The sequence below is a fragment of the Natrialba sp. PRR66 genome (assembly GCF_034808065.1).
Classification (GTDB): domain Archaea; phylum Halobacteriota; class Halobacteria; order Halobacteriales; family Natrialbaceae; genus Natrialba; species Natrialba aegyptia.
Genome location: NZ_JAXHGN010000001.1, coordinates 508212 through 529295, shown reverse-complemented (window position 1 = coordinate 529295; position 21084 = coordinate 508212). Strand labels below are relative to the sequence as shown.

The following is a 21084-nucleotide window of genomic DNA, read 5'->3' as shown; positions in this document are numbered from 1 at the left end:
CTAATCGATCGAACGTCTTTTGCAACGGCGGCAGGTAGAGCCCACCGATGGACGTACTGATCGTCGGCGCGGGTGCGATGGGGACCTGGTTCGGCAGCGCCATCGACGCCGACGTGACCTTCGCCGACCTCGATCACGACGCCGCAGTCGCGGCAGCGGCGGAAACCGGCGGCAGCGCGACCGTCCTCGAAGACGGCGCGGACGCCGGTGTTGATGGAACCCTCGAGACAGACGAGGCCACCGACGCCACCGACGCCTACGACGCCGTCTGCCTCGCCGTTCCGATGACACACATCACCGAGGCGATCGCCGCCCACGCCTCGCGGGCCGAGCGAGCCGTCGTCGACGTCTCGGGTGTAATGGCCGCCCCGATCGAGGCCATGCAGCGCCACGCGCCCGACTGCGAACGCGTCAGCCTCCACCCGCTGTTCGCGCCGGCCCGCGCCCCCGGCTCGATCGCCGTCGTGCGCGACGCCGACGGCCCGGCGACGACCGCGCTCCTCGACGCGCTCGCGGCCCGCGGCAACGAACTCGTCGAGACGACCGCGAGAGAGCACGACGACGCGATGGAAACCGTGCAGGCGATGACCCACGCGACCGTCCTCTCTTTCGCCCTCGCGGCCGAATCCGTCCCGGACGGCTTCGAGACGCCGATCTACGAGCAGTTACGAACGCTCGCCGAGCACGTGACCGCCGGCACGCCCCGCGTCTACGCCGATATTCAGGCCACGTTCGAGGGAGCCGAGCAGGTCGCGGCGGCCGCCGGGGCAATCGCCGACGCGGACGCAACTGAACTCGAATCACTCTACCGGGACGCCGCGGCGCAGTGGCACGAAGGTGCGACCGAATCGAGCGACGGACAACCCGTCGCCGACAGCAAAGCGGAGGAGACCGACCGATGACCGACCAACGCGAGGCGATTCGCTCGAACGCGAAGTACCTGCGAAACGTCCGGCCGATCGATCCCGACGAGATCTGCGAGTACGTCGCGGGGAACCCCCATCCGGCGGTCGTTCGCCAGCACCTCCGCGAGGACGCGCCTGACCTCGGCCTGATCGAACGCGAAGACGGAACCTTCGTCCCCGTCTCGGACGACCCGGTCCGGCCGAACCGAGGGCCGGTTCGCGAGTTCCCCGAGCGCTACGCGCAGGCGCTCGAAAACTTCCTCGTCGATCGCTACGGCGTGAACTGGCACGCAGGCGCCGCGGGCGACCTGCTGCGCTCGACGATCCGGCGGTTCAAAGCGCGGTATCTCGAGCGCCGGTCCGTCACCTACGACGACGACGTGGCGGCGGGCTACGCGATCTATCACCTGCCGGGGTACTACGCCGCGATCCAGTACGCGCTGGACGACCTGGCCGAACGGGGTCTCCTCGGCCGGAACCTCCGCGTGCTCGACGTCGGAGCCGGCGTCGGCGGCCCCGCGCTCGGCCTCTGTGAGTACCTCCCCGAGGACGCGCTCGTCGAGTACCACGCCGTCGAACCCAGCGCCGCCGCGGACGTCCTCGAAACGCTGCTCGCGGAGACGGGGCAAAACGTTCACGCGACCATTCACCGATCGCCGATCGAGGATATCGATCCCACGACACTCGGGTCGACCGACGGCACAGCCGAGTTCGACCTCGTCCTCGCCTGTAACGTCCTCAACGAACTCGCAGCGCCGACGACCGTCGCTCGCTCGCTCCTCGACGCCCTCGCACCCGACGGCACGCTCCTCGCGATGGCCCCCGCCGACAAGAACACGAGCATCGCCCTTCGAGAGATCGAACGCGAACTCGAGGATGAGCGAATTCGAGCGCCGAGCGAGTTCAGCGCGCTCGAATCCGGCGGGGACGATGCGGCCGGCGAGGCAGCCGACGAGGCGGACAGCGACGGCGAGACCGCCGACCGCTGTCATCGAGGTCGCGTCACCGTCTACGGACCGACCGTCCGCCTCTGGCCGGGCGAGCGCCCGTCAGATCGGGGCTGGTCGTTCGACGTGCGCCCCGACCTCGACGTGCCCGCGTTCCAGCGCCGACTGGACGAGGCGACGCCCGCGGACGACGAGCACGCCCCCGGCGAGTTCGTCAACGTCGACGTGCAGTTTTCGCACTCGCTGTTGCGCCTGGACGGCACGCGCCGCATCGATATCGAACTCGAGACGGACGACTGGGCGAAGATGGCCGAGATGGAACGCCACGTTACGAACCGGATCGACCTCGTCGCGGCGAAGGTGAGCCGCTCGTTGAGCGGGGCCGCCGAGTCCGAGTACGGCGAGAAACCGAACCCGCTGTTCAAGATCAGCGACGGCAGCGAGGCCATCGACCACTACGCCGTCCTCACGTCCGAAACCTCGCTCAATCGGCCGTTGCTCGAGGCCGAGTACGGAGAAGTGTGCTCGTTCGAGCAGATTCTCGCGCTCTGGAACGACGACGAGGAGGCGTACAATCTGGTCGTCGACGAGGAGACGGTCGTCGATCGGATCGGCTAACGTCGCGCTAGTAACGCTGCGGGTGACCGACAAACTACCGAAACCAGAGTCCTTTTCGCTCCAGCCTCCGACAAAACCGCTATGAGCGACACCCTCGAGATCCTGCTCACCAACGACGACGGGATCGACAGCGTCGGCATCCGTGCGATCCACGACGCCCTCGTCGAGCACGCCGACGCGAACGTCACCGTCGTCGCGCCCGCAAGCGACCAGAGCGCCTGTGGCCGGTCGATCTCTCACGGCGGCGAAATCGGCCTCGTCGACCACGAACTCGGCTACGCCGTCGAGGGAACTCCCGCCGACTGCGTCGTCGCCGGCCTCGCCGAACTCGGTCCCGACCCGGATCTCGTCGTCGCGGGCTGTAACAGAGGGGCCAACCTCGGCGAGTACGTCCTCGGCCGCTCCGGCACCATCAGCGCCGCCGTCGAAGCCGCCTTCTTCGACGTTCCCGCGATCGCCACGTCGATGTACGTCCCCGTCGACGAGACGCCGCTCCGCGAGATCGACCTCTCGACCGACGACTTCCGCGAGGCGCGCCGCGTCACGACCTACCTCGCCGAGTACGCCCTCGACGCCGGCGTCTTCGACCACGCTGCCTACCTCAACGTCAATGTCCCTATCCCCGGGAAGCGGCCGGCACCAATCGAAATCACGCGTCCCTCGAAACGCTACGAAATGGACGCCGAAGCCACCGACGGGTCCGTCACCCTCCACGACCGCGTCTGGGAATCGATGGACCCCGACACGATCCCCGACCCCGACGGAACCGACCGCCGCACCGTCGCCGAGGGCCGCATCAGCATCTCTCCGCTCACCGCCCCCCACTCGACCAACCACCACGAGACGCTCACCGAACTCGCGGAGACGTATCACGACCGCGTCGCGACTGCAGACGACTGAGAACGGTGTTGGTCGTCCACTCGCCCAGTGTTGGTCTGCCTTCTCGACCGGCTATCACAGTCGGCCTGCTATCCTGTCTGGAACTCGAAGTGAACACCGGTCGACAGCGATCCGGTAGCAGGGAACCGATCACGCCAGTAGTGAACGACACACATTCCTCCTGCTCGGGCAGAGCACAGATATATAACCGATAGGACAGAAGAGTATGTTACTGACGGATTTCCGCGACACACTGCCGTGAGGGTGATCGACAATGGTATTCAGCACACTCTGGGCTCGCCTCTCGTCGCTCTGGCAGGGGGACTCGGACGACGAGCGTTCGGCGAGTGAGTCCACGACGGGAACAACTGACGCATCGACAGACGAACGCGAGGACGAGACGCTGAGTTATGCGGAGGAGATCGAGTACGGCGTCGACGAACGCGACCTCCCCGACGAAGACAAGGTCCTCAGATTGCTGGTCAAGCGCGGTGGCCGGGTCGACGAATCGACCGTTCGCGAGGAAACCGGCTGGTCAGCGGACCGGCTCGAAGCGGTGATCGACAGTATGGAAGACGACAACCAGATCAGCGCGATCACGGTCGGCCGGAAACGCGTCATCTGTCGGCGCGGGTTCGAGCCGAAAGGGTATCGGTCGCACCTCGGCGAATAACTCGAACCGGTTTTGTCTGTGGCCGTTTCTGCGCTCCAGTTTCACCACCAGTCGAGTTCAGGCTGCGGGGTGATCGCGCTGCTGTGCCAACGCTTGCGTTGATCGATCAGCGCGCGAGAATCCACAACGGAGACCGCTCAGAACTGCGGAGCGAACCGACGAACGCGGTATCGGTTGGACGGGCCACACGTCGGCGTATGCATGCCAAATTCATATTCACTGAACGGTCATCTATTCGACCATGCTAGAACTTGCACTCATGTTTTTCGTGATTGCAGTCATCGCGGGTGCGCTCGGCGCAACCGGTATCGCCGGGCTCACGATGACGATCGCGAAGTGGCTCGTGATCGCGTTCCTCGTCCTCGCAGTCGTGTCGCTGCTGCTGTAACGAGCACACCGACCACCACGCCGTTTCAGTTTCTAGCAGAAGCCGTTCGTCCCACCGCAGCAGAACTGGCTAGCGATGCGTCTCGTGTCTGATCCAGCGAGAGGGAGTCTGTCACAGCAGTCACAGTGTTCTTCGCCACGGACGCTCTGGTCGGCAACAGACTGCTTCCCACGATAGTCTTCCGAATCGATAAGTATTCGCCAGCCGAGATTCAGGACGAACGTACGTTCGTCCGGATATGTCTCACGAACCTGCCCTCGACGGCACACTCCACGTCCTTCCGTTCGATAGCGGCTCGCTCGCGACCCGCGTCGCCGATATCTACACGACCGCACTCGAGTCCGCGGACGGCGACCCGCGAAACGTCCTGGTCCTCAAACGCCTGCCGACCGGCATCGACGAGTTCACCGCGGCGCTTCGCGACGCCGCCGAACTCGAGGGGCGACCGAACGTCAAGTCGCTCCCGCGACACGCCGGGATGGTACTCGAGGAGGCCGAGCCGGAAATAACGCGGCTCGGCTACGAGGAGCGGATCGAGTTCCTCGCGCGGGTGCTCGACGGCTTCGATTGGTCGCCGTACTTCGAGCGGGCGAGCGAGCACGATTCGTTCGGCCGCGACGTGGGGCAGGTATTGCTCGATGCAACGTGGAATGGAGGATTCGATGTCACTCCGGACGCGGAAGCGCCTCTGGCTGGCACGGACGACGAGCGGGAACAGTACGACGCATATCTCCGGGAACTCGCCGCCGTCAACGACGCGTTCCACGAGCGCCTCGCCGAGCGTGACCTACTCGAACAGGCCCAGACGATCGAGCGGGCCATCGACGCGCTCGACCGCACGGCGATTCGAGCGCAGATCGAACGCGAGTTCGACGTCGTCCTCGCCGTCGAGTTCGAGGAGTGCGGTGAACTCGATCGGGAGTATCTGGCGACGCTGACGCGTAACGTCGACCTGCTCTGCGTCGGCGAGGAGCACGCGAGTATCGAGCGCACGAAGACCGAATCGGGTTCCGTGCGCGAACTCGCACCCGCGTTGTCCGTCGTCGACCACACCGACGAGTCGAACGCGGAGACGACGCCGTCGGTTCCTGGGGCGGAGACCGAGACCGGGACGCGGACCGAGATGGCCGGTCGGGCGTTCGGATCGTTTCTCGCAACCGGCGGCGGTGGCGACCGGAACGGCACGGTTGCCGGTGACGGGGCCGATGGCGGCGACGGTGACGGGAACACTGTGAAATCGGACCCTGGGACCGGAGCCAACGAAAACGAGGCGTACGCACGCCTGATCAGCGAACCAACCCTCGACCAGCAGGTCGAGGCGGTCGCCAACGAAATCGAGTTCTTGCGAGCGGAACACGGCTGGGAGTACGACGAGTTCGCCGTCCTGTTGCGCCACGTCGGCAATCCGATGCCCCGCGTTCGGCGCGTGCTCCAACACGCCGGCGTTCCGACCGCCTCGGCCGGCGTCAACGGCCTCGAACAGGACCTCGCCGTTCGAGAACTCCACGCGCTCGCGCAGTACCACATCGACGACAGCGAGCGGGCCTACGACCTGCTCGATGCACGAGTACCTGAACTCGACGAGAATCTCATCCAGGGGTGTGTCGTCCGGAACTCGATCGCCGAAAGCTTGAAACGCTGGATCGTCACAACCGACCTCAAACGACGTATCGCGGCGGATACGGAGCCCATCGACGCCAGAGAGCAGTTCCGGAACGTCTCCAGGCTCCTCTCGATCGCCGAGTTCGTCGACGGACAGGACATCCTCGCCGGCGACTGGATCCAGTTCGTCACGATGCTCGAGCGCGCGATCACTTACGACGCGCCCTACGCCCACACCGCCGCGGTCTCCGTGCCCGAGGGCGGCGTCACCGTCGGCGATGTGGGACTGCTCAAGAACGACAGCCGAACGGCCGTCTTCCTGCTCAACGTCGTCGACGGCGAGTACCCGGGTGAGGAAACCCTCTCACCGCTGTTTCCGACCGCCTGGATCAAACAGATGGACGGTTATCCGGCGGTCACGAACCCCAGTGCGGCCGACGTGGCGACGACGTACGCGACGGTCGAGGCCGCCGACATCACCGGCAACGCGTTCGAACGCTACCACGACGAACGCGCGCGCCGACAGCTCGCCATCGGCGCACGAGCCGCCGAGGAGCAACTGTACTTTTGTACGTACCGCCAGACGGACGGCTCGATCGGCCGGTTACAACACCGCTCGCGGTACCTGCACGCCATCGAGGACTGCCCGCACCTCCGCGTCGAGGAAGTCGCCGGCGTCGGCACCGATCGGAACATCCACACCCTCGGCAGCGCGTCGACCGAAATCCTGGCCCAGCCCTGGACCGAACTCGAGCGCATCCAGGCCGAGGCCAGTACGGGCGGCGATGTCGAACTCGAGTCGACGGAAGAAACGCTGGCTGCCATCCAGCGCGTTCTCGAAACGCGCGAGACGGTCGACTCCCGGTTCGAGCGTGCCGTCGAGACGCAGTTCGATCTCGCACGCGGCGCGGTTCGCCCGGCTGCGGGGCAACGAGAGCCGCACGCAGAGACAGAGACTGAAACTGAGACCGAGACGGTGACGAACGATGACTGACCCCCACTCCGACGCGCCGACGAACGCCGAACCCGCCACCGAGACGACCACTATCACCGCAACTGAACTCGCGACACACCTCGTCTGTCCGCGCCGGTACGAGTTCAGGTTCGAGCGCCCGCTGTCGGCGCGCGAGGGGAGTCACGATCGGGTGAGAGCGCGTCGTCGGGAACTCCTCCGGCGGCCGATCATCGCCGGATTGCGCGCGGATGGTGACGCAGCGGCCGACCGCGTCGATGCCGCACTCGAGCGGTTCGACCGCCACTGGCACTCCTCGCGGGAGTCGTACCTGGCTGACGAACAAGAACAGTACGACGAAGAGGCGGTCGCGGCTGCGATCGAGGCCTATTTTTCGAACGGTGGCCACGACCACGCCGAGCGACTGGTCGACGCGGATACCACGCTCGGCTACGAACGCGACGGGATTCGATACGAGGCTGCCGTCGACGCCGTCGTCGAGCGTGACCAGGGGTATCTCGCGATCAGGTACGTGCCGGATCTAACCGGTATCTTACACGTGAGTTGGTCCGACAGCCACGTCCGGGACTTTCTCGACGGCCGGAAGTACTACCCGCGCCAGATCGGCAGCTTCGTCAGGGCGGGCGTCGCGATTCGCGGGCTCAAAGCCGAGTTCGGAATCGATCTTCCCTGTGACTTCGCTTACGTCGCACCGCTTGCGGAGAGTCGACCGGCCTACGAGTTCGCATCCGAATCCGGATCCGAATCAGCGTCCGAACCGGGCGTCCACGTCGATATCGCACACCGTCACTTCGAGGACGCATACGAGGAAGAGCGGTTGGACCTCGTCGAACTGATCGGAGACCGAGCCGCGGCGATCCGCGCCGGTGAGACCGATCCCCGGGAGCGGCGCTTCGACGAGATAACGGCCACCGCCTGCGAGTACTGCGCCTATCGCGACGCCTGTCCCGACCACCTGGCAGCCGAGGTTTCGTTCGGCGACCGGCCGCGTTCGCGCTCCCAGTCGCGGGTTTCGGGGGACGACGACACGACGGAACACGGACGGAAACAGGATACCGCGGACGCACCGACGGGTGACGACTAATGTCGGACGACAACGCGACCGACGGTGACGCTACCGCCGAACCCGAGTTCGGATCCCGATCACGATCCGCGGAGCCGAACACCGTCGAACCCAAGGGCAACCAATCGGCCGTCATCGCCGCAACCGGCGGCGCGCACACGGTCGAAGCCGTCGCTGGCTCCGGCAAGACGACGACGATGGTCAAGCGACTCCGAGCCGAAATCGAAGACCGCGATGTCGCACCCAACCGCTTGCTGGTACTCACCTTCGCGAACGAGGCCGCACACACGATTCAAGCGAAGCTCCGCGACGAACTCGGACCACAGGACGCCTTCGACATCGACGTCTACACCTACCACTCGTTTAGCTCACAGCTCCTGACAGAGTACGCCTACCACGTCGGCGTCTCGCCCGAGTTCGAACTCGTCACCGAGGCAGATCGCCCGCAACTGATCGAATCCGTGTACGACGAGATCGACTTTTCGTTCGTCGCACCGGGCACGCCCTCGGCGGGCGGCACGAACGAGGGGACGCTCTCCGAACTCACGTCGTTCATCGAGTCGATGCGCCGCGAGGCGATACGACCGGCAGCCATCCGCTCGTACCTCCCCGACGACGAGGCGCTACGAGCCCTGCTCGGCCTCGTCGGCGACCTCAAGCAAATGGCACACGATGTCATCAACGTCGACGCGAACGATATCATGTGGGACGACGACGAGCTCGCCGAGCGGTGTGACCGGCTGTCGGTCGTCTACCGTGCCAAAGCTCGCGAGTTCAACGGCGACGGTCCCGTGCAGACCGCCGTCGGAACCCATCTCGAGGCGATGGCCGAGACGGCAACCCGCGTCGCCGACCACCTCCGGACGGCGACTGAACTCGAGTGGCAGGACTACCGGCTTCCCGAGGCGATGTTCGAGGGGGAGACCGGCCCGCTCACGTCGATCGCGCAGACGCCGATGGGACGGCTCGACCACTTCGTCCACATGCTGCGGCGGGTGCGGGCGTTCGTCGGTGCCTACGAGGCGTACCTCGACGCGCTCGAGGAGCGCAACGCGTTCGACTACGACGAACTGATCCACCGGACCGTTTCGCTGTTGCAGGACGAGACCGTTCGCGAGGACATTCTCGCGGAATGGGACGCCGTCTACTGCGACGAGTTCCAGGATACGGACGAGTCACAGCTCGAACTGGTCGAGGAGTTGCGCGACGGCCTCGACATCATGGTCGTCGGCGACAGCGATCAGGCCATCCACGAGTGGCGCGGCCAGGACCCCGAGAACATGTCGAACCTTCCGGCGAGCTTCGAGGAGATCGGACTCGAACTCAACTTCCGATCACGGCAGCCGATCCTCGACCTGGCGACGAATCTCGATCCCGAAAAGGACGCTATCGAGGCGTACAAGGAGCCGAATCCGCCGAACGTTTTCAAAGTCGACAGCGAGGGAGAGCGCACGCCCGCCCAGGTGAGCACGACGATTTCCCACCTCCTTACGGGGCGGTTCGAGGACGTTCCCGACCGCGACCTCTCGGATATCGCCGTCCTCGTCCGACGCAACCAGAACGCCCGAGACGTCGCCGCGCAACTCGACCGGGACAGCATCCCCTACACGCTCTCGAGCGACGCCGCCGGTGATCTCGGGCACGGCGTTCGGACCGTCCTCTCGTACTTCCGGATTCTCGTCTCGCCGGACGACGACGTGAGTTGGCAGCGCATCCTCCTGCATCTCTATCGGATTCCGGAGGCAGACATCGATACGCTGTTGACCGCGGGCGAAACGGTTCCGGAGGGATACGAAGCCCTTACGGCTGCGGACACCGCGCTCGCTCGCCCCGACCGCGTTCACGAAGCGCTCGCGGACTACGAGCGACTGCGGTCGGTTTCGACGACACACTCCATCTCCGAACTCTACCGTCACTTCAAGCGCGAGACGCGGATCGACTGGTTCCTCCGCAAGAGCGACCGGGATGCCCTCTCGAACGTCGAGCGCCTGATCGGCGCGTTCAACGACAGTCCGGTCCAATCCGGGCTCACACCGGCGTTCGTCGACTACCTGGAACGCCAGGCACACCTGCTCTCGGCCGACGACGAGACGGCGACGAGCCCCGGCTCGCAGTCCGATGACGCCGTCGACATCATGACCGTCCACCAGGCCAAGGGCCTCGACTTCGACACCGTCTTGCTGCCCTTCCTCACCGAATCCGAGTTCGGCCACATCACACTCGAAAACTACCAGCGGGACCTCTACCGCTACGACGTACTCGTCGACGACATCCAGGGCGAGGTGGACGATCCACTTCGAGCCGACTGCAGCGACGACCAGATCGCAGAGGAGTGGCGCGTCCTCCACGTCGCACTCACGCGAGCGAAAGAGCGTCTCTTCCTGTTCGGGAACGACGTCGAAGACGCCGGTCCAGGCGCCGATCTGTTGGATACTCACCTTCCCGACGAGACGAGTGATACCCCGGTTCACTGGTCGGCTGAGGGGCCGCGACTGCCCGTCTGGGATGCACTGATGGACAGCTACGACGACCTTGCGGATCAGACCCCTGCGGCCGTCCGGGACTACACCGACGCCGTGAACCGCGGCGTGGACGAGGACCCTGGGACGATCACGTACTACCAGTCCGAAGTTACGACCGAACAGGCGCTCGAAACCGTCCTCGAGTTCGCCGACGAAGTCGTCGCCGGAACGCTTGCGAACGACGACCCCGAGACGGACGCCGCGACCTCGCGTTTCGCCGACGCGCCACTCGGCGGAACCGTCGACGCCGAACTGGCGCGCCAGCACAGCCACACCGCACTCGAAGCCGTTCGAAACTGCGAGCGAAAACACGTCCTCGATCACGTGGTCGACGCGTTTCCCGATCCGATCGCCGGCACGGCAACGGAATCCACCAGCACCCACACCCACTCCCATACCCACTCCCCAGCCGATGTCGGATCGCTCTTCCACGCCGTCGCCGAACTCGCCTACTGGCGCGACTACGACGACCGCGGCGACTGGCGAACGGCGTGTACCCGCCTCGCCCAGAGCCGTGATCTACAGCCCGCGCTCGAGCCAACACTCGACTGTATCGATCGGTACTTCGAAACCGACGGTTCCCGCTGGCCCGCCGTCGGCTCCGAAGTCCCCATCACCGTCACAGACATCCCAGACGTGGCCGGCGATGTCACCGGATACGTCGACACCGTTCGCCGACATCCGGACGGTGGCCTCGCCGTCCTCGACTACAAGACGAGCCGAACGCGAAACGAACTCGAAGAAAGTCACCAACTGCAACTCTACGTCCGAGCCTGTCAAAACCGCTTCGACGACCCCATCACCCACGCCGGCTACGTGTACGTCGGCGAGGCCGGTCCGGCGACGGAACTCTTTGCGGTTTCGGAGTTGGAGCCGTTGTGGACGGACGTACTCGACGATTTGCAGGCTGCGGACGACTCTACGTTCGAGAACGCGACCCCCGGTTCGCACTGCCGGTTCTGCGAGCACCGCTCGCTCGGCTGTCCACAAGCCGAGTTCAGCTACGAAGACGAGTTCCGCGTCGATCGCCGGTGAGCCGTTCGTGTCGGTAGCGAGTTCGTCGTCGAACACAAGGCGTGTGAGCCGACACCCGTCCGATATCGAGTATCGGACCGCGTCACCGTCGGCTTCAGGGGGCTCGTGATCCGTCTCGACAGTTGCAGTGTTCCCGCACCGGTACAACGTCCACCCAGCCGATTTCTCGACCGCCGGCAGTGAACTCGATTCGCCGATCCGCGGCCCGTCGACGGCGCTTTCAGCATCGGTGCCGAACCCACCGACGCTGAACTCGGCCAGCGCCCGACTGAACCGTGCCGCCGGTCAGCTGCGACAATAGCCTCTCTATAGTACACTTTTTAGCCGCCGAACGCGTACCTCCAGTATGGCCGCGTTTTTATCACTCGGTTCGAAGTACGTTTTCACGCACATCGACGATGCGACGTTTGGAATCGCATTAGCCGAGGCCGGATACATCCTCCTCTGGATCTTCCACGCGATATACCGCGGCAAGTAACCTCGGTCTCTCTCTCTCTCTCTCTCGAACCGTTGCACCACGTGCTGAACTCGTCTGGAGTGAACAATCCAACGCGTTTGCGCGGTCGACGAGTTCGAGATAGCGAACTCACGCCTTTTCGTCTTCGTCGTTACTTTTCCCGTCGGAGACCGTACTGCGAGTACAGAGGCCGACGCCTATCAGAAGGAGAGTTGTTGATCTTCCCGTCGTTCCCCAATCGCAGGTGGCGTCCGATCGGAGTAGTACTTCCGGCCGATAGCTCGGCTGTCAACCATGTTGAACACCGCTTGCCGCGCCTCGCTCGGAGATTCGTACGTCTCGTTCGCGAACGATCCGAGGATCTCGCGGACCGATTCCGTCCCGTTCGGAAATTCGATGACGTGCTCACCGTACTCCTCGACGAGTTCCTCGTTCGTAATCGGATACGAATGCCCCTCAATCTGGCCGGCTAACTCACCGAATTCAACGCCAAGCTCTCGGTGTGGGACGCTGTTGTAGTCTGTCATCGTCGATCCGGGATTCGTACATCACTGATTCATAAACGTCTATGGGTACGTCAATTGGCGTGACTACCTCGCTACTCGTACGTACCGCGCGTTTTACTGGTGATCTGCGGAACTGAATGACGGATCACTACTGATCAATCTCACCGGCGATCGCGGTCTTGGCCTCAAAACTCACTGTCCTCGATAATAGCGTTTCGGTGAGACGTGTCTGCTCTCCCTGAGTGAACTCATCGGGGCCGAGCAAACCGAACCGGTTGCGATGGGTAGCGAGTTCGCAACTAGACGAATAATAGTAACGGAGTGGACTCGCCGGGATTTGAACCCGGGGCCTCTTCCTTGCGAAGGAAGCGATCTGCCACTGATCTACGAGCCCTCGCTCGTTTCTAACCCCGGTTTGTATTTGTAGCTTGTGTTTTGTCGAGAGGAGCTGCCCGCTACTGTGGTACGACACTGATACACAATGAGGTCAGACAACCGATCGGCTGGCACTCGACTCAGAGTTCACGTGCAGAATGCGGGTGCGGCCGGCGAGCAGGCCGAGCAAGAAGCCGGTGAAGTGAGCGATCAGGGCGACACCCGGCGCGGCGGTGACGAGCGTGACGGTGAGTGCGAGGCCGACGAAGACGAGTATCGTCACCCACTGTGGTACGTCGATGATCGAGGCGAAGCCGGCCGAAAGTCTGTTTGACGTGAGCAGATAGCCTAACAGCGCAAAGACGGCTCCACTCGCGCCGAGGACGGCCACCGGCGTGCCAGCGAGAAACGGAGCAGCCGCGGCGAAATCGGTGAGCAGCACCTGTGAGATGCCGGCGATCGAGCCGGTAACGAGGACGAATGCGTGAAACCGACCGCGTGTCGTTGCGCGAGCGACGGGCCAGCCGAAGACGAGCAGTGCGAGGCTATTCGAGAGGAGATGCCAGATGCCATCGTGCGCGTAAACGCTCGTCACGATCGTCCATGGATTCTCCGCAAGCGGCGGTGCGAGGATAAACAGCCCGGCCATCGCTCCGACGACAGCTGTGAGTCCCTGAATGATAAAGACAAGCCCGAAGATAACGAGCACTTCGAAGATCGGACTGCTCGAGCCGGCAGTCGAATCCGACGGCGGGCTAGAACCAGTGTCGATACCCTCGGATTGTGAACTCGACCGTGCGCTGGACCGTGATCCGGGTCGCGACCGCGATCGGTTCGCCATACTGATTCTAAGGACGGAGAGCGATAAAAGTCTGCACGCTGAGTGAACGCGACCGTCTGTACGAACCGATGGGTGCCGTGTGGGACTATAGTACCAACTGAAACTGTCTACACACGATCGTATCGCCGTCGTGCGACCGGGTGTGTACTGACGGTCAGTGGCTACGAGAGGAGGCGGCGACGTGTCTACGACCTGCCTCGAGATGAGTTCAGCAGCTATCGGATGAGAGGACAGTAAGATGGTGAAAACGCAGCGCGGCGCTGTCGTTGTAAGTCGACCGAGTTCAGTCTTCGAGGACGATCTCGATCGAGACGTCGTTTGGCACCTGAATGCGCATGAGCTGTCGGAGTGCGCGTTCGTCGGCGTCCAGATCGATCAGGCGCTTGTGGACGCGCATCTCCCAGTGCTCCCACGTGGCGGTACCCTCGCCGTCAGGCGACTTCCGGGTCGGCACCTCGAGGGTCTTGGTCGGCAGCGGAATCGGACCGCTCAGGTTGACGCCGGTGTTGTTCGCAATCTCGCGGACGTCGTCGCAGATGTCGTCTAAGTCGTCTGGACTCGTGCCCGCGAGTCGAACGCGTGCCTGCTGCATTTATTTCTCGTTGACGTCGAGGACCTTGCCGGCCGCGATGGTCTGGCCCATGTCGCGGATGGCGAGGCTCCCGAGTTCAGGGATTTCGCTGGACGGTTCGATGCTGAGGGGCTTCTGCGGTCGGATGGTGACCACAGCAGCGTCACCCGACTGGATGAAGTCGGGGTCTTCCTCGGCGACCTCGCCGCTCGAGGGGTCAATCCATGAAACCGGAGTCGGGTTGTCGCTCGAGCGATCGGTCAGCCAAAGATAACGAGTGCGAGGCTGTTCGAGAGGAGATGGCCGATGCCGCCATGCGCATAGACGTTTGTAATGACCGTCCAAGGATTGTCCGCGAGTGGCGGTGTCAGAACGAACAATATCGGCACCAATCCAACAAGATCGGTAAGTCACTGGGCGACGAAAACGACGACAAAGACGGTAAGCAACTCGAGAATTAGGCTAAGAGAGCGGTTCGACATGGAATGCATCTAAATGATGTGACGAACTACAAAAATGTTCACACCGGACGCTACTGTGTGTCGTGACGCCGGCCGATCTGCGGAACGTGAATACAGTATGTCATCACTGACGCGGTCCGTCGTCGGAACTGTACCGATACGATATTGTATTAATTAAATTACAAAACGAAAAATAAGTGTGGGTCGGGGATTATGCAATCGTACACAGTTTCCGGTGGTCTGGGGTGTCACTGCATTGATTCTACTCCTTGAGGACGAGTTTGATCGAGACATCGTTTGGCACCTGAGTTCGTATATGTTGTCGGTGGCGCGTCAGTTGACGCCAAAACGCTCGATAGTCACGGACAGAAGATAGACGGTATGTTAGCAGCCTATATAATAATATTAGTATACGACATATACCGATAAATATATTACTCTTCTATTCAAATTTCCCCAAAATGGATGAAATCATATTAAATCAGTTAATGACAGCCGAATACAGTGGGAGGGCGACACGTCCGAAGCCGGATCGCGAACACCTCTATCGATACACCCACAAAGAGTTTCTTGAAGCCGGTCTCGCCGAAATCTTCCACGAAAATACCAAACTCACCAAAAACACGAATCGCATCGACGACCGGACGACATCGATGTTTTTGACGGACGAGACGATGAAGTACGCCACTCATCGTATCAATCCGGATTACAAGGGAAGAGAGGTCGTAGAGTTACACGAACCTAACAAGTCTCTCGAAACAGACGTAGCAGACGCGATCAGGCAGCGACGATCGAAACGGTCGTACTCCGGTGACGGAATCTCGAGACAGAAGCTCTCTAATTTACTGTACTATAGTTGTGGTATTACACATACGCAATCTGCGGATATGGGATCGGAGAGTTCCGAAATGACACCGGAGTTTCGTGCGTATCCCTCCGCAGGTGGCCTTTACCCGGTCGAACCCTATATCGCAGTGCTAAACTCCAGCGGGTCACTCGACCGAGGACTCTACTACTACGTCCCGAAAGATCATAAACTCCGGAAGTTGGGGGGAGAAAATGTTTGCTCCCGTGTCCTAGCTGTCTTCGGAGAGGGTAGTGGAATTACGGTAGATAAAGCAGCAGCCTGCCTTATGTTCACGGCCGCATTTTGGCGTTCGAAAGCGAAGTACGGCAATCGCGGATACCGGTTCACACTTCAAGAATCCGGACATATCATGCAAAACGTCCAGATCGCAGCAACGAGTTTAGGACTCCATTCCGTTCCCGTATCATCAGTAGACGAACAAGCGATGGAAGATCTTCTCGACGTCAACGGCGTTGAGGAAAGTATCGTTTATACGGGTCTCGTTGGTGTTTCAGCGGAGGTGGAAGATGATGAGTGACAACATCATTTCACCCATCGGGCGACTCGAGAAACCAAAGCTGAATCCGTCGTTCATTGCAATCCAGGCAGATCAGGACACGTACCACATTCGGGCGGGTCCGTGGACCGGGCCAGTACTTACCATCAAGGAAACGGACGAGGAAGATGCGATCGAGGATCTCTTCGAGCTATTGGACGGTGAACACACTCTCGAAGAGATTTTTGCGGCATTCGATGAAGAGGATCACGCGGCGATTGGTTCGTTGCTTGAGCAGCTAGCGGATCGGAACATCATCTACGATGGGGCCGAAATCAGTACCAACCTCGGTGGGCCCCAGTTGATGCACTCGTCGCGGTTCCAGCACGAAAGCCGTACGCCGCTGGGTGAAACCGACGCACTCGTGATCAACGCGGGTTCGATCGCGGTCCAGATCGCTCAGGACTTGTTAGAAAGCGGCGTTGGTACGGTGCGCTTTGCGCAACCGATTCCGGAGGCCAAGGCCGACGTATCGGACTTTCGTTCTGACGGTCGATTCGAACTGGTGGCGGAAGGTGACTTTACCGACGCCATCGCGGACACCACTGCAGCCATCTACGCTGCCGACCGAGCCTACCCGGCACTTGGTGAAGAGATCAGCAAGACCGCAGATGAAACCGGAACGCCTTGGATGCTCGCTCAGGTGAGTGGGTTCGACGGACTGGTCGGACCAACGGTGTTCCCCGGTGAGACTGGGTGTTACAATTGCCTGCAACGTCGGACAGCAGCGAACATCAACGATGTGACTTACGACATGTACCGAGATACACTCTCGGACCAGCCGGGTCTCTCGACTGAAGGTCTTCCGTCATACAGTCGGATGGTCGCCGGTTACTCGACTATCGACTTTCTTCATCTCCTCGCGTACGGTCAATCGTTCACGATAGGACGATCTCTCGTAATCAACTTCTTGGATCTTTCTGTTGAAGTGAACGACGTCCTTCGGTTGCCGCGGTGCGATATTTGCGGGAAGGATCCCGGTGATGATATGCCACGGTTCATCAATATCCGAGACAGAGTCAAAGCCGGTGAACTAGGGCAGATAAGCAAGGAGGAATAAACATGCGCGTTATTGAGCACGACCGGCCACTCCCAGCTGAATACGAATGGCTACTCGGTCGGAAAACCGGCATCATCAAGCGCTTGAACGTCTGGTATCCTGAACGGGCCGGCCCGCAGTTGCTTTCGAGTGGAATTATCGAAACCGACACGAGTACGTTCCAAGACAGCGACGGGTCCAGTATTGAGGCGGGAGGAAAAGGAAAAACTATCGGTGAGACGTTGCAGACTGTGTTTGGTGAGACTGTCGAGCGATACTGCATGGACATGCCCGACGAAGCCCGGATTTGTCATGGATCCTACAACAAAATGGAACGCGAGCATGAGGTTATTGCTTTCGAGTATTTAGACATCTACTCGGATCTCGACTCTACCCCGTATATCCACCCAATTGATAAGGATACTCCGATACCTTGGACGAAGGGCGTAAATCTCCTCACAGGCGAGACGACATATGTCCCAGCGGAACTCGTCTGGAGCTTCAAAGGGCCGCTCAAGAAGAATAAGAGACATTTTATTGGAACATCGAACGGGGCAGCTGCTGGTCGAGATGCCCGTGACGCGATCCTGAGCGGTCTCTACGAGCTAATTGAGCGCGACGGATTTATGTATACCTGGCTCACTCACTCGTCCCCGCAAAAAATTTTTCCAGAACAGGTGGATGGCTTAGAAGATCAATTAAAGGAGTTTCTACCCAGCAAGCACTTCGAATGTCACATCTTCGAGTACGATACGCTGGTAGATATCCCAACATACGGGGCCGCTCTCGTCAACAAGCGTGACGAGTATCCGAAATTCATGATCGGTGGTGCTGCTGGCTCAAACCGGTACGAGACAATCGAGGATGCTGTCATCGAAGCAGCACAGGGGTGGATACTCATCAACAAGCTCAAAACAGAGCGGGAAACCGATTCGATCCAGTTGGATGACGAGATATGGAATTTCGAGGATAACGTCTTGTTGTACGGGGAGCCAGAACATTTCGACAAGACTGAATTCCTTACGGATGGTATGCCCGGAAAGCCCCGCCACGAACCGATTAGTGGGGATACTTATAACGAGTTGCTTCGCCGCCTCGAGACTGCAGGATGTACACCTATATGTGTCGAAATAACGACTCCTGAAACTGCACACATCGGCATTCCCGTTGTTCAGACCATCGTGCCTGAACTGATCCCCCTACAAGTCCCCTCAGCTATTCCCGATGGCCACCCGCGGTTAACAGACCGCGAACTTTACGAGGTGCCCCATCCCTTCCCATAAGGGAGTGCGCTGCGACGGCCCCGCTCGTATTGTATCTTCAACTATGAGGTGTCAAACAGACGCCAGCTATAGTAACCGTTAAAACTTTTCACTCAGAAATTCGTTCTGAAGGTAGTGGATCATCTCGACGAAATCTCTATCAAGGAATTGCAAGATGCTCTCGGCAACGTGGAGGGAAAGAAGCCGACAAAACGGCTCTTAGCGACAATAGCGTACAAAAACGGCGTTGCACAGACTGAACTAGCCGAATGGTACGACGTTCAGCGACGCACAATCTATAGCTGGCTCAAGCGACTCGACATTGACGAGTCGCTTGAGCAGGCTGTAACTGACGATCACCGTACTGGGAGAAAGCGAAAGCTCGAAGAAAAAGAGCAACACGAATTCGAAGAAGCTATCCACGACTCACCCGAAGAAGTTGGGGTTGACGCGCCGGCGCTCGTTCAGCAGTATCTCGACGAGACCTACGATGTTGATTACTCAATCCCGAGTTGCCGGCGGTTGCTCAAAGAAGCGGGACTGAGGTATCAAAAACCACGCCGTACAGCCGCTGAAGCTGAGGCTGACGAACAAGAGACGTTCCACGAAGAACTCAAAAAAAGCGGCGGGAGATGGACGCCACAGTAGTCTGTATCGATCAAACCAAGAAATCCGTGCAAGTTGAGCCGCGTTCCGAGTGGTTTCCGCGCGGTACGCGGCCGATCGTCGAATTGTCCGGGCAACGCGACTGGACGTGTCTCTTGGGCGCGATCACCGAGGACGGTGATCACTTTTTCTCTCGGTTCGAAGAGTACGTGACCGCCGAACATGCGAAACATTTCATTCTCGCGTTATGCAACGAGTTCGAAGATAATTTGATCGTCGTGTTGGATGGAGCGCCGTATTGCCAGGCGTCGGCCGTCACGGACCTGGCGGCCTGTGACGACCTCGCCTTCGTCACGTTACCAGCGTATTCACCGGAACTTAATCCAGTCAAAGAGTGCTGGAAACAGTTGCAATCAGCTCTTAGCAACCGATTCTTCGACTCACTCTCTAAGCTAACAACAGCGATCGATACCGCTCTTGATCAACTCTCTATTCCCAAAATGAGTGGCTATTTCTAACTCCTACTATAGCCATAGGTCGGTAACGTCGCTAAGATTAGCTACTCAGAACCATCCTTGAACTGCATAATAACTGGCCAGCTAGTTAAATCGGCAGAGTTCGAGAAGTACCTCTGAAGCTCCCCGCTCCAGTTATTGAAGCGGGAGCCACAAGTCTAGTTTTTAGGTGATTATTTTAATTACGTTCCGCAGCAGCACGGGGGAATGACTCCTCCACAGCAGGAACAGGTTCCCGGTGCGACTGCTTCGGTTGCGTCACTGTCCTCGTTTTCATCGGTAACATCAAATTCCATGATGCAGTTAGATAAACGATGTAATCAAATATAAATTTTTCCCTATTCTATTTCCTTATTTAAGAATGAACTCCATATAGAGTTGAATAATATACAGACACCCGATGTTGATCGCAGTGAGGGGCGTGCACGTGCTAATTGGCGAAGCAGATCGGCCTGAAGCCGCTACAATTTGCTGTGTTGAATAGATGCTGAGTCACGGTTAGAGTGGTTCACAGAGCGGTTCTATGTTCGAGATGGCGAACATGAGGACGATTTCACGGAACTGTCGATACCAGCCCAGCGCTCGCACGGCATCGCCGAGCGAGCGCTTCGTTGTCGAATACGAAGTCTCGACCATCCAGCGCTGAGAGTAGCCTTTTGTCCAGATAAGCGCGTTGTGTCCTCGCGTCAACGGCCTCGATCCACGCTGTAAGATAAGTGGCTCGACACCGAGCGCGTAGAACTCGTATTTCGTGAGCCAGTTGTGAAAAGCTTTGTCGGCGGCGACGGACAGCAGGTCGTCCGCGTTCCGGCGGACGATCTGCGGCCCGGTCTTCGTATCGTGTTTCCACCGGGCCGAGATATGTACGTCAAGGACGGCAAGAGACTCTCTATCGGTTAGCGTCGTCATTTTTAGCGTCTGGACGGTACTTCCCGACCGCTGGCGGTAGTACGATGAGGCCGAGCGGCGGTCGAAGAACGTGTTGTCGAGTGCTGCGTGGCCAAACTGCAGGTGTTACTGCGCTGAAACGCGCAGCAACGTCCGCCACACCCACATTTCAGCCGATCGAACGATTTGTAGATCGTGCTGTAGTCCAGGAGATCGTCTCGATCGAAGTCGAGTACGTCACGAACCTCGGCCATATACTTCAGCCGATTTGGTGTTTCTCGGTAGCTGTGGCCGTCTTCGAGCCGAACACAGTGCAGAACGACGTGCTTCCAGCGGGCGAACCCGCCGCTGGCGGGCTCGCCCGCGTGCTTCCCCCAACGCTTGTTTGACTAGGTGCCGACACTGCTCAACGAAGTCGAGGAGATCGACGTCCATAGATCAGAATCGATTTCCTCGGCTTCGCCTTTCTAATCCGTGAAATCAGTCGATTAGATCGCTATTCGCCTATGGAAACGCTGCTAACCGACCAAACCACCGCTGACGATAAAATGATTG

The 21084-nt window shown here is 60.3% G+C and carries 16 protein-coding genes, 1 tRNA gene and 3 pseudogenes; 13 read left to right on the top strand and 7 right to left on the bottom strand.

The window, feature by feature from the left end; all coding sequences use genetic code 11:
- The first annotated feature begins 47 nt into the window (after positions 1–47).
- From SM755_RS02495 to SM755_RS02455, 9 genes are all read left to right on the top strand, one after another.
- Entirely contained in the window at positions 48–902 is an 855-nt protein-coding gene (locus SM755_RS02495; protein WP_323171297.1) for a prephenate dehydrogenase/arogenate dehydrogenase family protein, read from the top strand.
- Positions 899–2470: a class I SAM-dependent methyltransferase gene (locus SM755_RS02490; protein ID WP_323171296.1), complete on the top strand. Its 1572-nt coding sequence runs from the start codon at positions 899–901 to the stop codon at positions 2468–2470. Before SM755_RS02495 ends, SM755_RS02490 begins: the two co-directional genes overlap by 4 nt.
- A gap of 81 nt (positions 2471–2551) precedes the next feature.
- Positions 2552–3370 carry a 5'/3'-nucleotidase SurE gene (gene surE / locus SM755_RS02485; RefSeq protein WP_323171295.1) on the top strand — a complete coding sequence of 273 codons (819 nt, stop codon included), beginning with the start codon at positions 2552–2554 and terminating at the stop codon, positions 3368–3370.
- Positions 3371–3623: 253 nt separating this feature from the next.
- Positions 3624–4022 (top strand): hypothetical protein, encoded by a 399-nt coding sequence (locus SM755_RS02480; RefSeq protein ID WP_006825575.1) that lies wholly within the window; start codon positions 3624–3626, stop codon positions 4020–4022.
- A 241-nt stretch (positions 4023–4263) separates the two neighbouring features.
- The gene (locus SM755_RS02475) at positions 4264–4410 is read left to right on the top strand and encodes a DUF1328 domain-containing protein (RefSeq protein ID WP_006664337.1); all 147 of its coding nucleotides are present in this window, start codon (positions 4264–4266) and stop codon (positions 4408–4410) included.
- A gap of 238 nt (positions 4411–4648) precedes the next feature.
- Positions 4649–7006 (top strand): hypothetical protein, encoded by a 2358-nt coding sequence (locus tag SM755_RS02470; RefSeq protein ID WP_323171294.1) that lies wholly within the window; start codon positions 4649–4651, stop codon positions 7004–7006.
- On the top strand, positions 6999–8069 hold the full coding sequence (locus tag SM755_RS02465; RefSeq protein WP_323171293.1) for a hypothetical protein: 1071 nt from the start codon (positions 6999–7001) through the stop codon (positions 8067–8069). Before SM755_RS02470 ends, SM755_RS02465 begins: the two co-directional genes overlap by 8 nt.
- Positions 8069–11605 (top strand): ATP-dependent DNA helicase, encoded by a 3537-nt coding sequence (locus tag SM755_RS02460; RefSeq protein WP_323171292.1) that lies wholly within the window; start codon positions 8069–8071, stop codon positions 11603–11605. Before SM755_RS02465 ends, SM755_RS02460 begins: the two co-directional genes overlap by 1 nt.
- A gap of 346 nt (positions 11606–11951) precedes the next feature.
- Complete coding sequence (locus tag SM755_RS02455) at positions 11952–12083, top strand: hypothetical protein (protein ID WP_323171291.1); 132 nt, start codon at positions 11952–11954, stop codon at positions 12081–12083.
- 179 nt (positions 12084–12262) lie between these two features.
- On the opposite strand, the gene SM755_RS02450 is transcribed toward SM755_RS02455, so the two are convergent.
- The 6 genes and pseudogenes from SM755_RS02450 to SM755_RS02425 all read right to left on the bottom strand — a co-directional run.
- Entirely contained in the window at positions 12263–12589 is a 327-nt protein-coding gene (locus SM755_RS02450; protein ID WP_006664342.1) for a hypothetical protein, read from the bottom strand.
- 301 nt (positions 12590–12890) lie between these two features.
- Positions 12891–12962, bottom strand: a tRNA-Ala gene (locus SM755_RS02445).
- A 93-nt stretch (positions 12963–13055) separates the two neighbouring features.
- On the bottom strand, positions 13056–13784 hold the full coding sequence (locus tag SM755_RS02440; RefSeq protein ID WP_323171290.1) for a rhomboid family intramembrane serine protease: 729 nt from the start codon (positions 13782–13784) through the stop codon (positions 13056–13058).
- Between the two features lie 283 nt (positions 13785–14067).
- Entirely contained in the window at positions 14068–14376 is a 309-nt protein-coding gene (rpsJ, locus tag SM755_RS02435; protein WP_004215311.1) for a 30S ribosomal protein S10, read from the bottom strand.
- Positions 14377–14577 (bottom strand): annotated as a pseudogene (locus SM755_RS02430) (elongation factor 1-alpha); the annotation flags it as partial. It lies immediately after the preceding gene.
- Between the two features lie 41 nt (positions 14578–14618).
- Positions 14619–14846 (bottom strand): annotated as a pseudogene (locus SM755_RS02425) (rhomboid family intramembrane serine protease); the annotation flags it as partial.
- A 431-nt stretch (positions 14847–15277) separates the two neighbouring features.
- On the opposite strand from SM755_RS02425, the gene SM755_RS02420 reads away from it, so the two are divergent.
- From SM755_RS02420 to SM755_RS02405, 4 genes are all read left to right on the top strand, one after another.
- Complete coding sequence (locus tag SM755_RS02420) at positions 15278–16201, top strand: SagB/ThcOx family dehydrogenase (protein WP_323171289.1); 924 nt, start codon at positions 15278–15280, stop codon at positions 16199–16201.
- The gene (locus SM755_RS02415; protein ID WP_323171288.1) at positions 16194–17279 is read left to right on the top strand and encodes a TOMM precursor leader peptide-binding protein; all 1086 of its coding nucleotides are present in this window, start codon (positions 16194–16196) and stop codon (positions 17277–17279) included. Before SM755_RS02420 ends, SM755_RS02415 begins: the two co-directional genes overlap by 8 nt.
- Positions 17280–17281: 2 nt before the next feature.
- Complete coding sequence (locus SM755_RS02410) at positions 17282–18541, top strand: YcaO-like family protein (protein ID WP_323171287.1); 1260 nt, start codon at positions 17282–17284, stop codon at positions 18539–18541.
- A gap of 114 nt (positions 18542–18655) precedes the next feature.
- A protein-coding gene (locus SM755_RS02405) for an IS630 family transposase (RefSeq protein ID WP_323171286.1) occupies positions 18656–19644 on the top strand; the annotation gives its coding sequence in 2 pieces (ribosomal slippage) (positions 18656–19136 and positions 19136–19644; 990 coding nt in all).
- A 495-nt stretch (positions 19645–20139) separates the two neighbouring features.
- On the opposite strand, the pseudogene SM755_RS02400 reads toward SM755_RS02405, so the two are convergent.
- A pseudogene (locus SM755_RS02400) lies at positions 20140–20964 on the bottom strand (IS5 family transposase).
- Between the last annotated feature and the right edge of the window lie 120 nt (positions 20965–21084).

Excerpts from the sequence above, each read along its gene's own strand:
- SM755_RS02480 (WP_006825575.1), top strand. The coding sequence starts at position 3,624 with ATGGTATTCAGCACACTCTGGGCTCGCCTCTCGTCGCTCTGGCAGGGG.
- SM755_RS02420 (WP_323171289.1), top strand. The coding sequence starts at position 15,278 with ATGGATGAAATCATATTAAATCAGTTAATGACAGCCGAATACAGTGGG.
- SM755_RS02440 (WP_323171290.1), bottom strand. The coding sequence starts at position 13,784 with ATGGCGAACCGATCGCGGTCGCGACCCGGATCACGGTCCAGCGCACGG.
- SM755_RS02470 (WP_323171294.1), top strand. The coding sequence starts at position 4,649 with ATGTCTCACGAACCTGCCCTCGACGGCACACTCCACGTCCTTCCGTTC.
- SM755_RS02465 (WP_323171293.1), top strand. The coding sequence starts at position 6,999 with ATGACTGACCCCCACTCCGACGCGCCGACGAACGCCGAACCCGCCACC.
- rpsJ (WP_004215311.1), bottom strand. The coding sequence starts at position 14,376 with ATGCAGCAGGCACGCGTTCGACTCGCGGGCACGAGTCCAGACGACTTA.
- SM755_RS02410 (WP_323171287.1), top strand. The coding sequence starts at position 17,282 with ATGCGCGTTATTGAGCACGACCGGCCACTCCCAGCTGAATACGAATGG.
- SM755_RS02460 (WP_323171292.1), top strand. The coding sequence starts at position 8,069 with ATGTCGGACGACAACGCGACCGACGGTGACGCTACCGCCGAACCCGAG.
- SM755_RS02455 (WP_323171291.1), top strand. The coding sequence starts at position 11,952 with ATGGCCGCGTTTTTATCACTCGGTTCGAAGTACGTTTTCACGCACATC.
- SM755_RS02495 (WP_323171297.1), top strand. The coding sequence starts at position 48 with ATGGACGTACTGATCGTCGGCGCGGGTGCGATGGGGACCTGGTTCGGC.
- SM755_RS02475 (WP_006664337.1), top strand. The coding sequence starts at position 4,264 with ATGCTAGAACTTGCACTCATGTTTTTCGTGATTGCAGTCATCGCGGGT.
- surE (WP_323171295.1), top strand. The coding sequence starts at position 2,552 with ATGAGCGACACCCTCGAGATCCTGCTCACCAACGACGACGGGATCGAC.
- SM755_RS02450 (WP_006664342.1), bottom strand. The coding sequence starts at position 12,589 with ATGACAGACTACAACAGCGTCCCACACCGAGAGCTTGGCGTTGAATTC.
- SM755_RS02490 (WP_323171296.1), top strand. The coding sequence starts at position 899 with ATGACCGACCAACGCGAGGCGATTCGCTCGAACGCGAAGTACCTGCGA.
- SM755_RS02415 (WP_323171288.1), top strand. The coding sequence starts at position 16,194 with ATGAGTGACAACATCATTTCACCCATCGGGCGACTCGAGAAACCAAAG.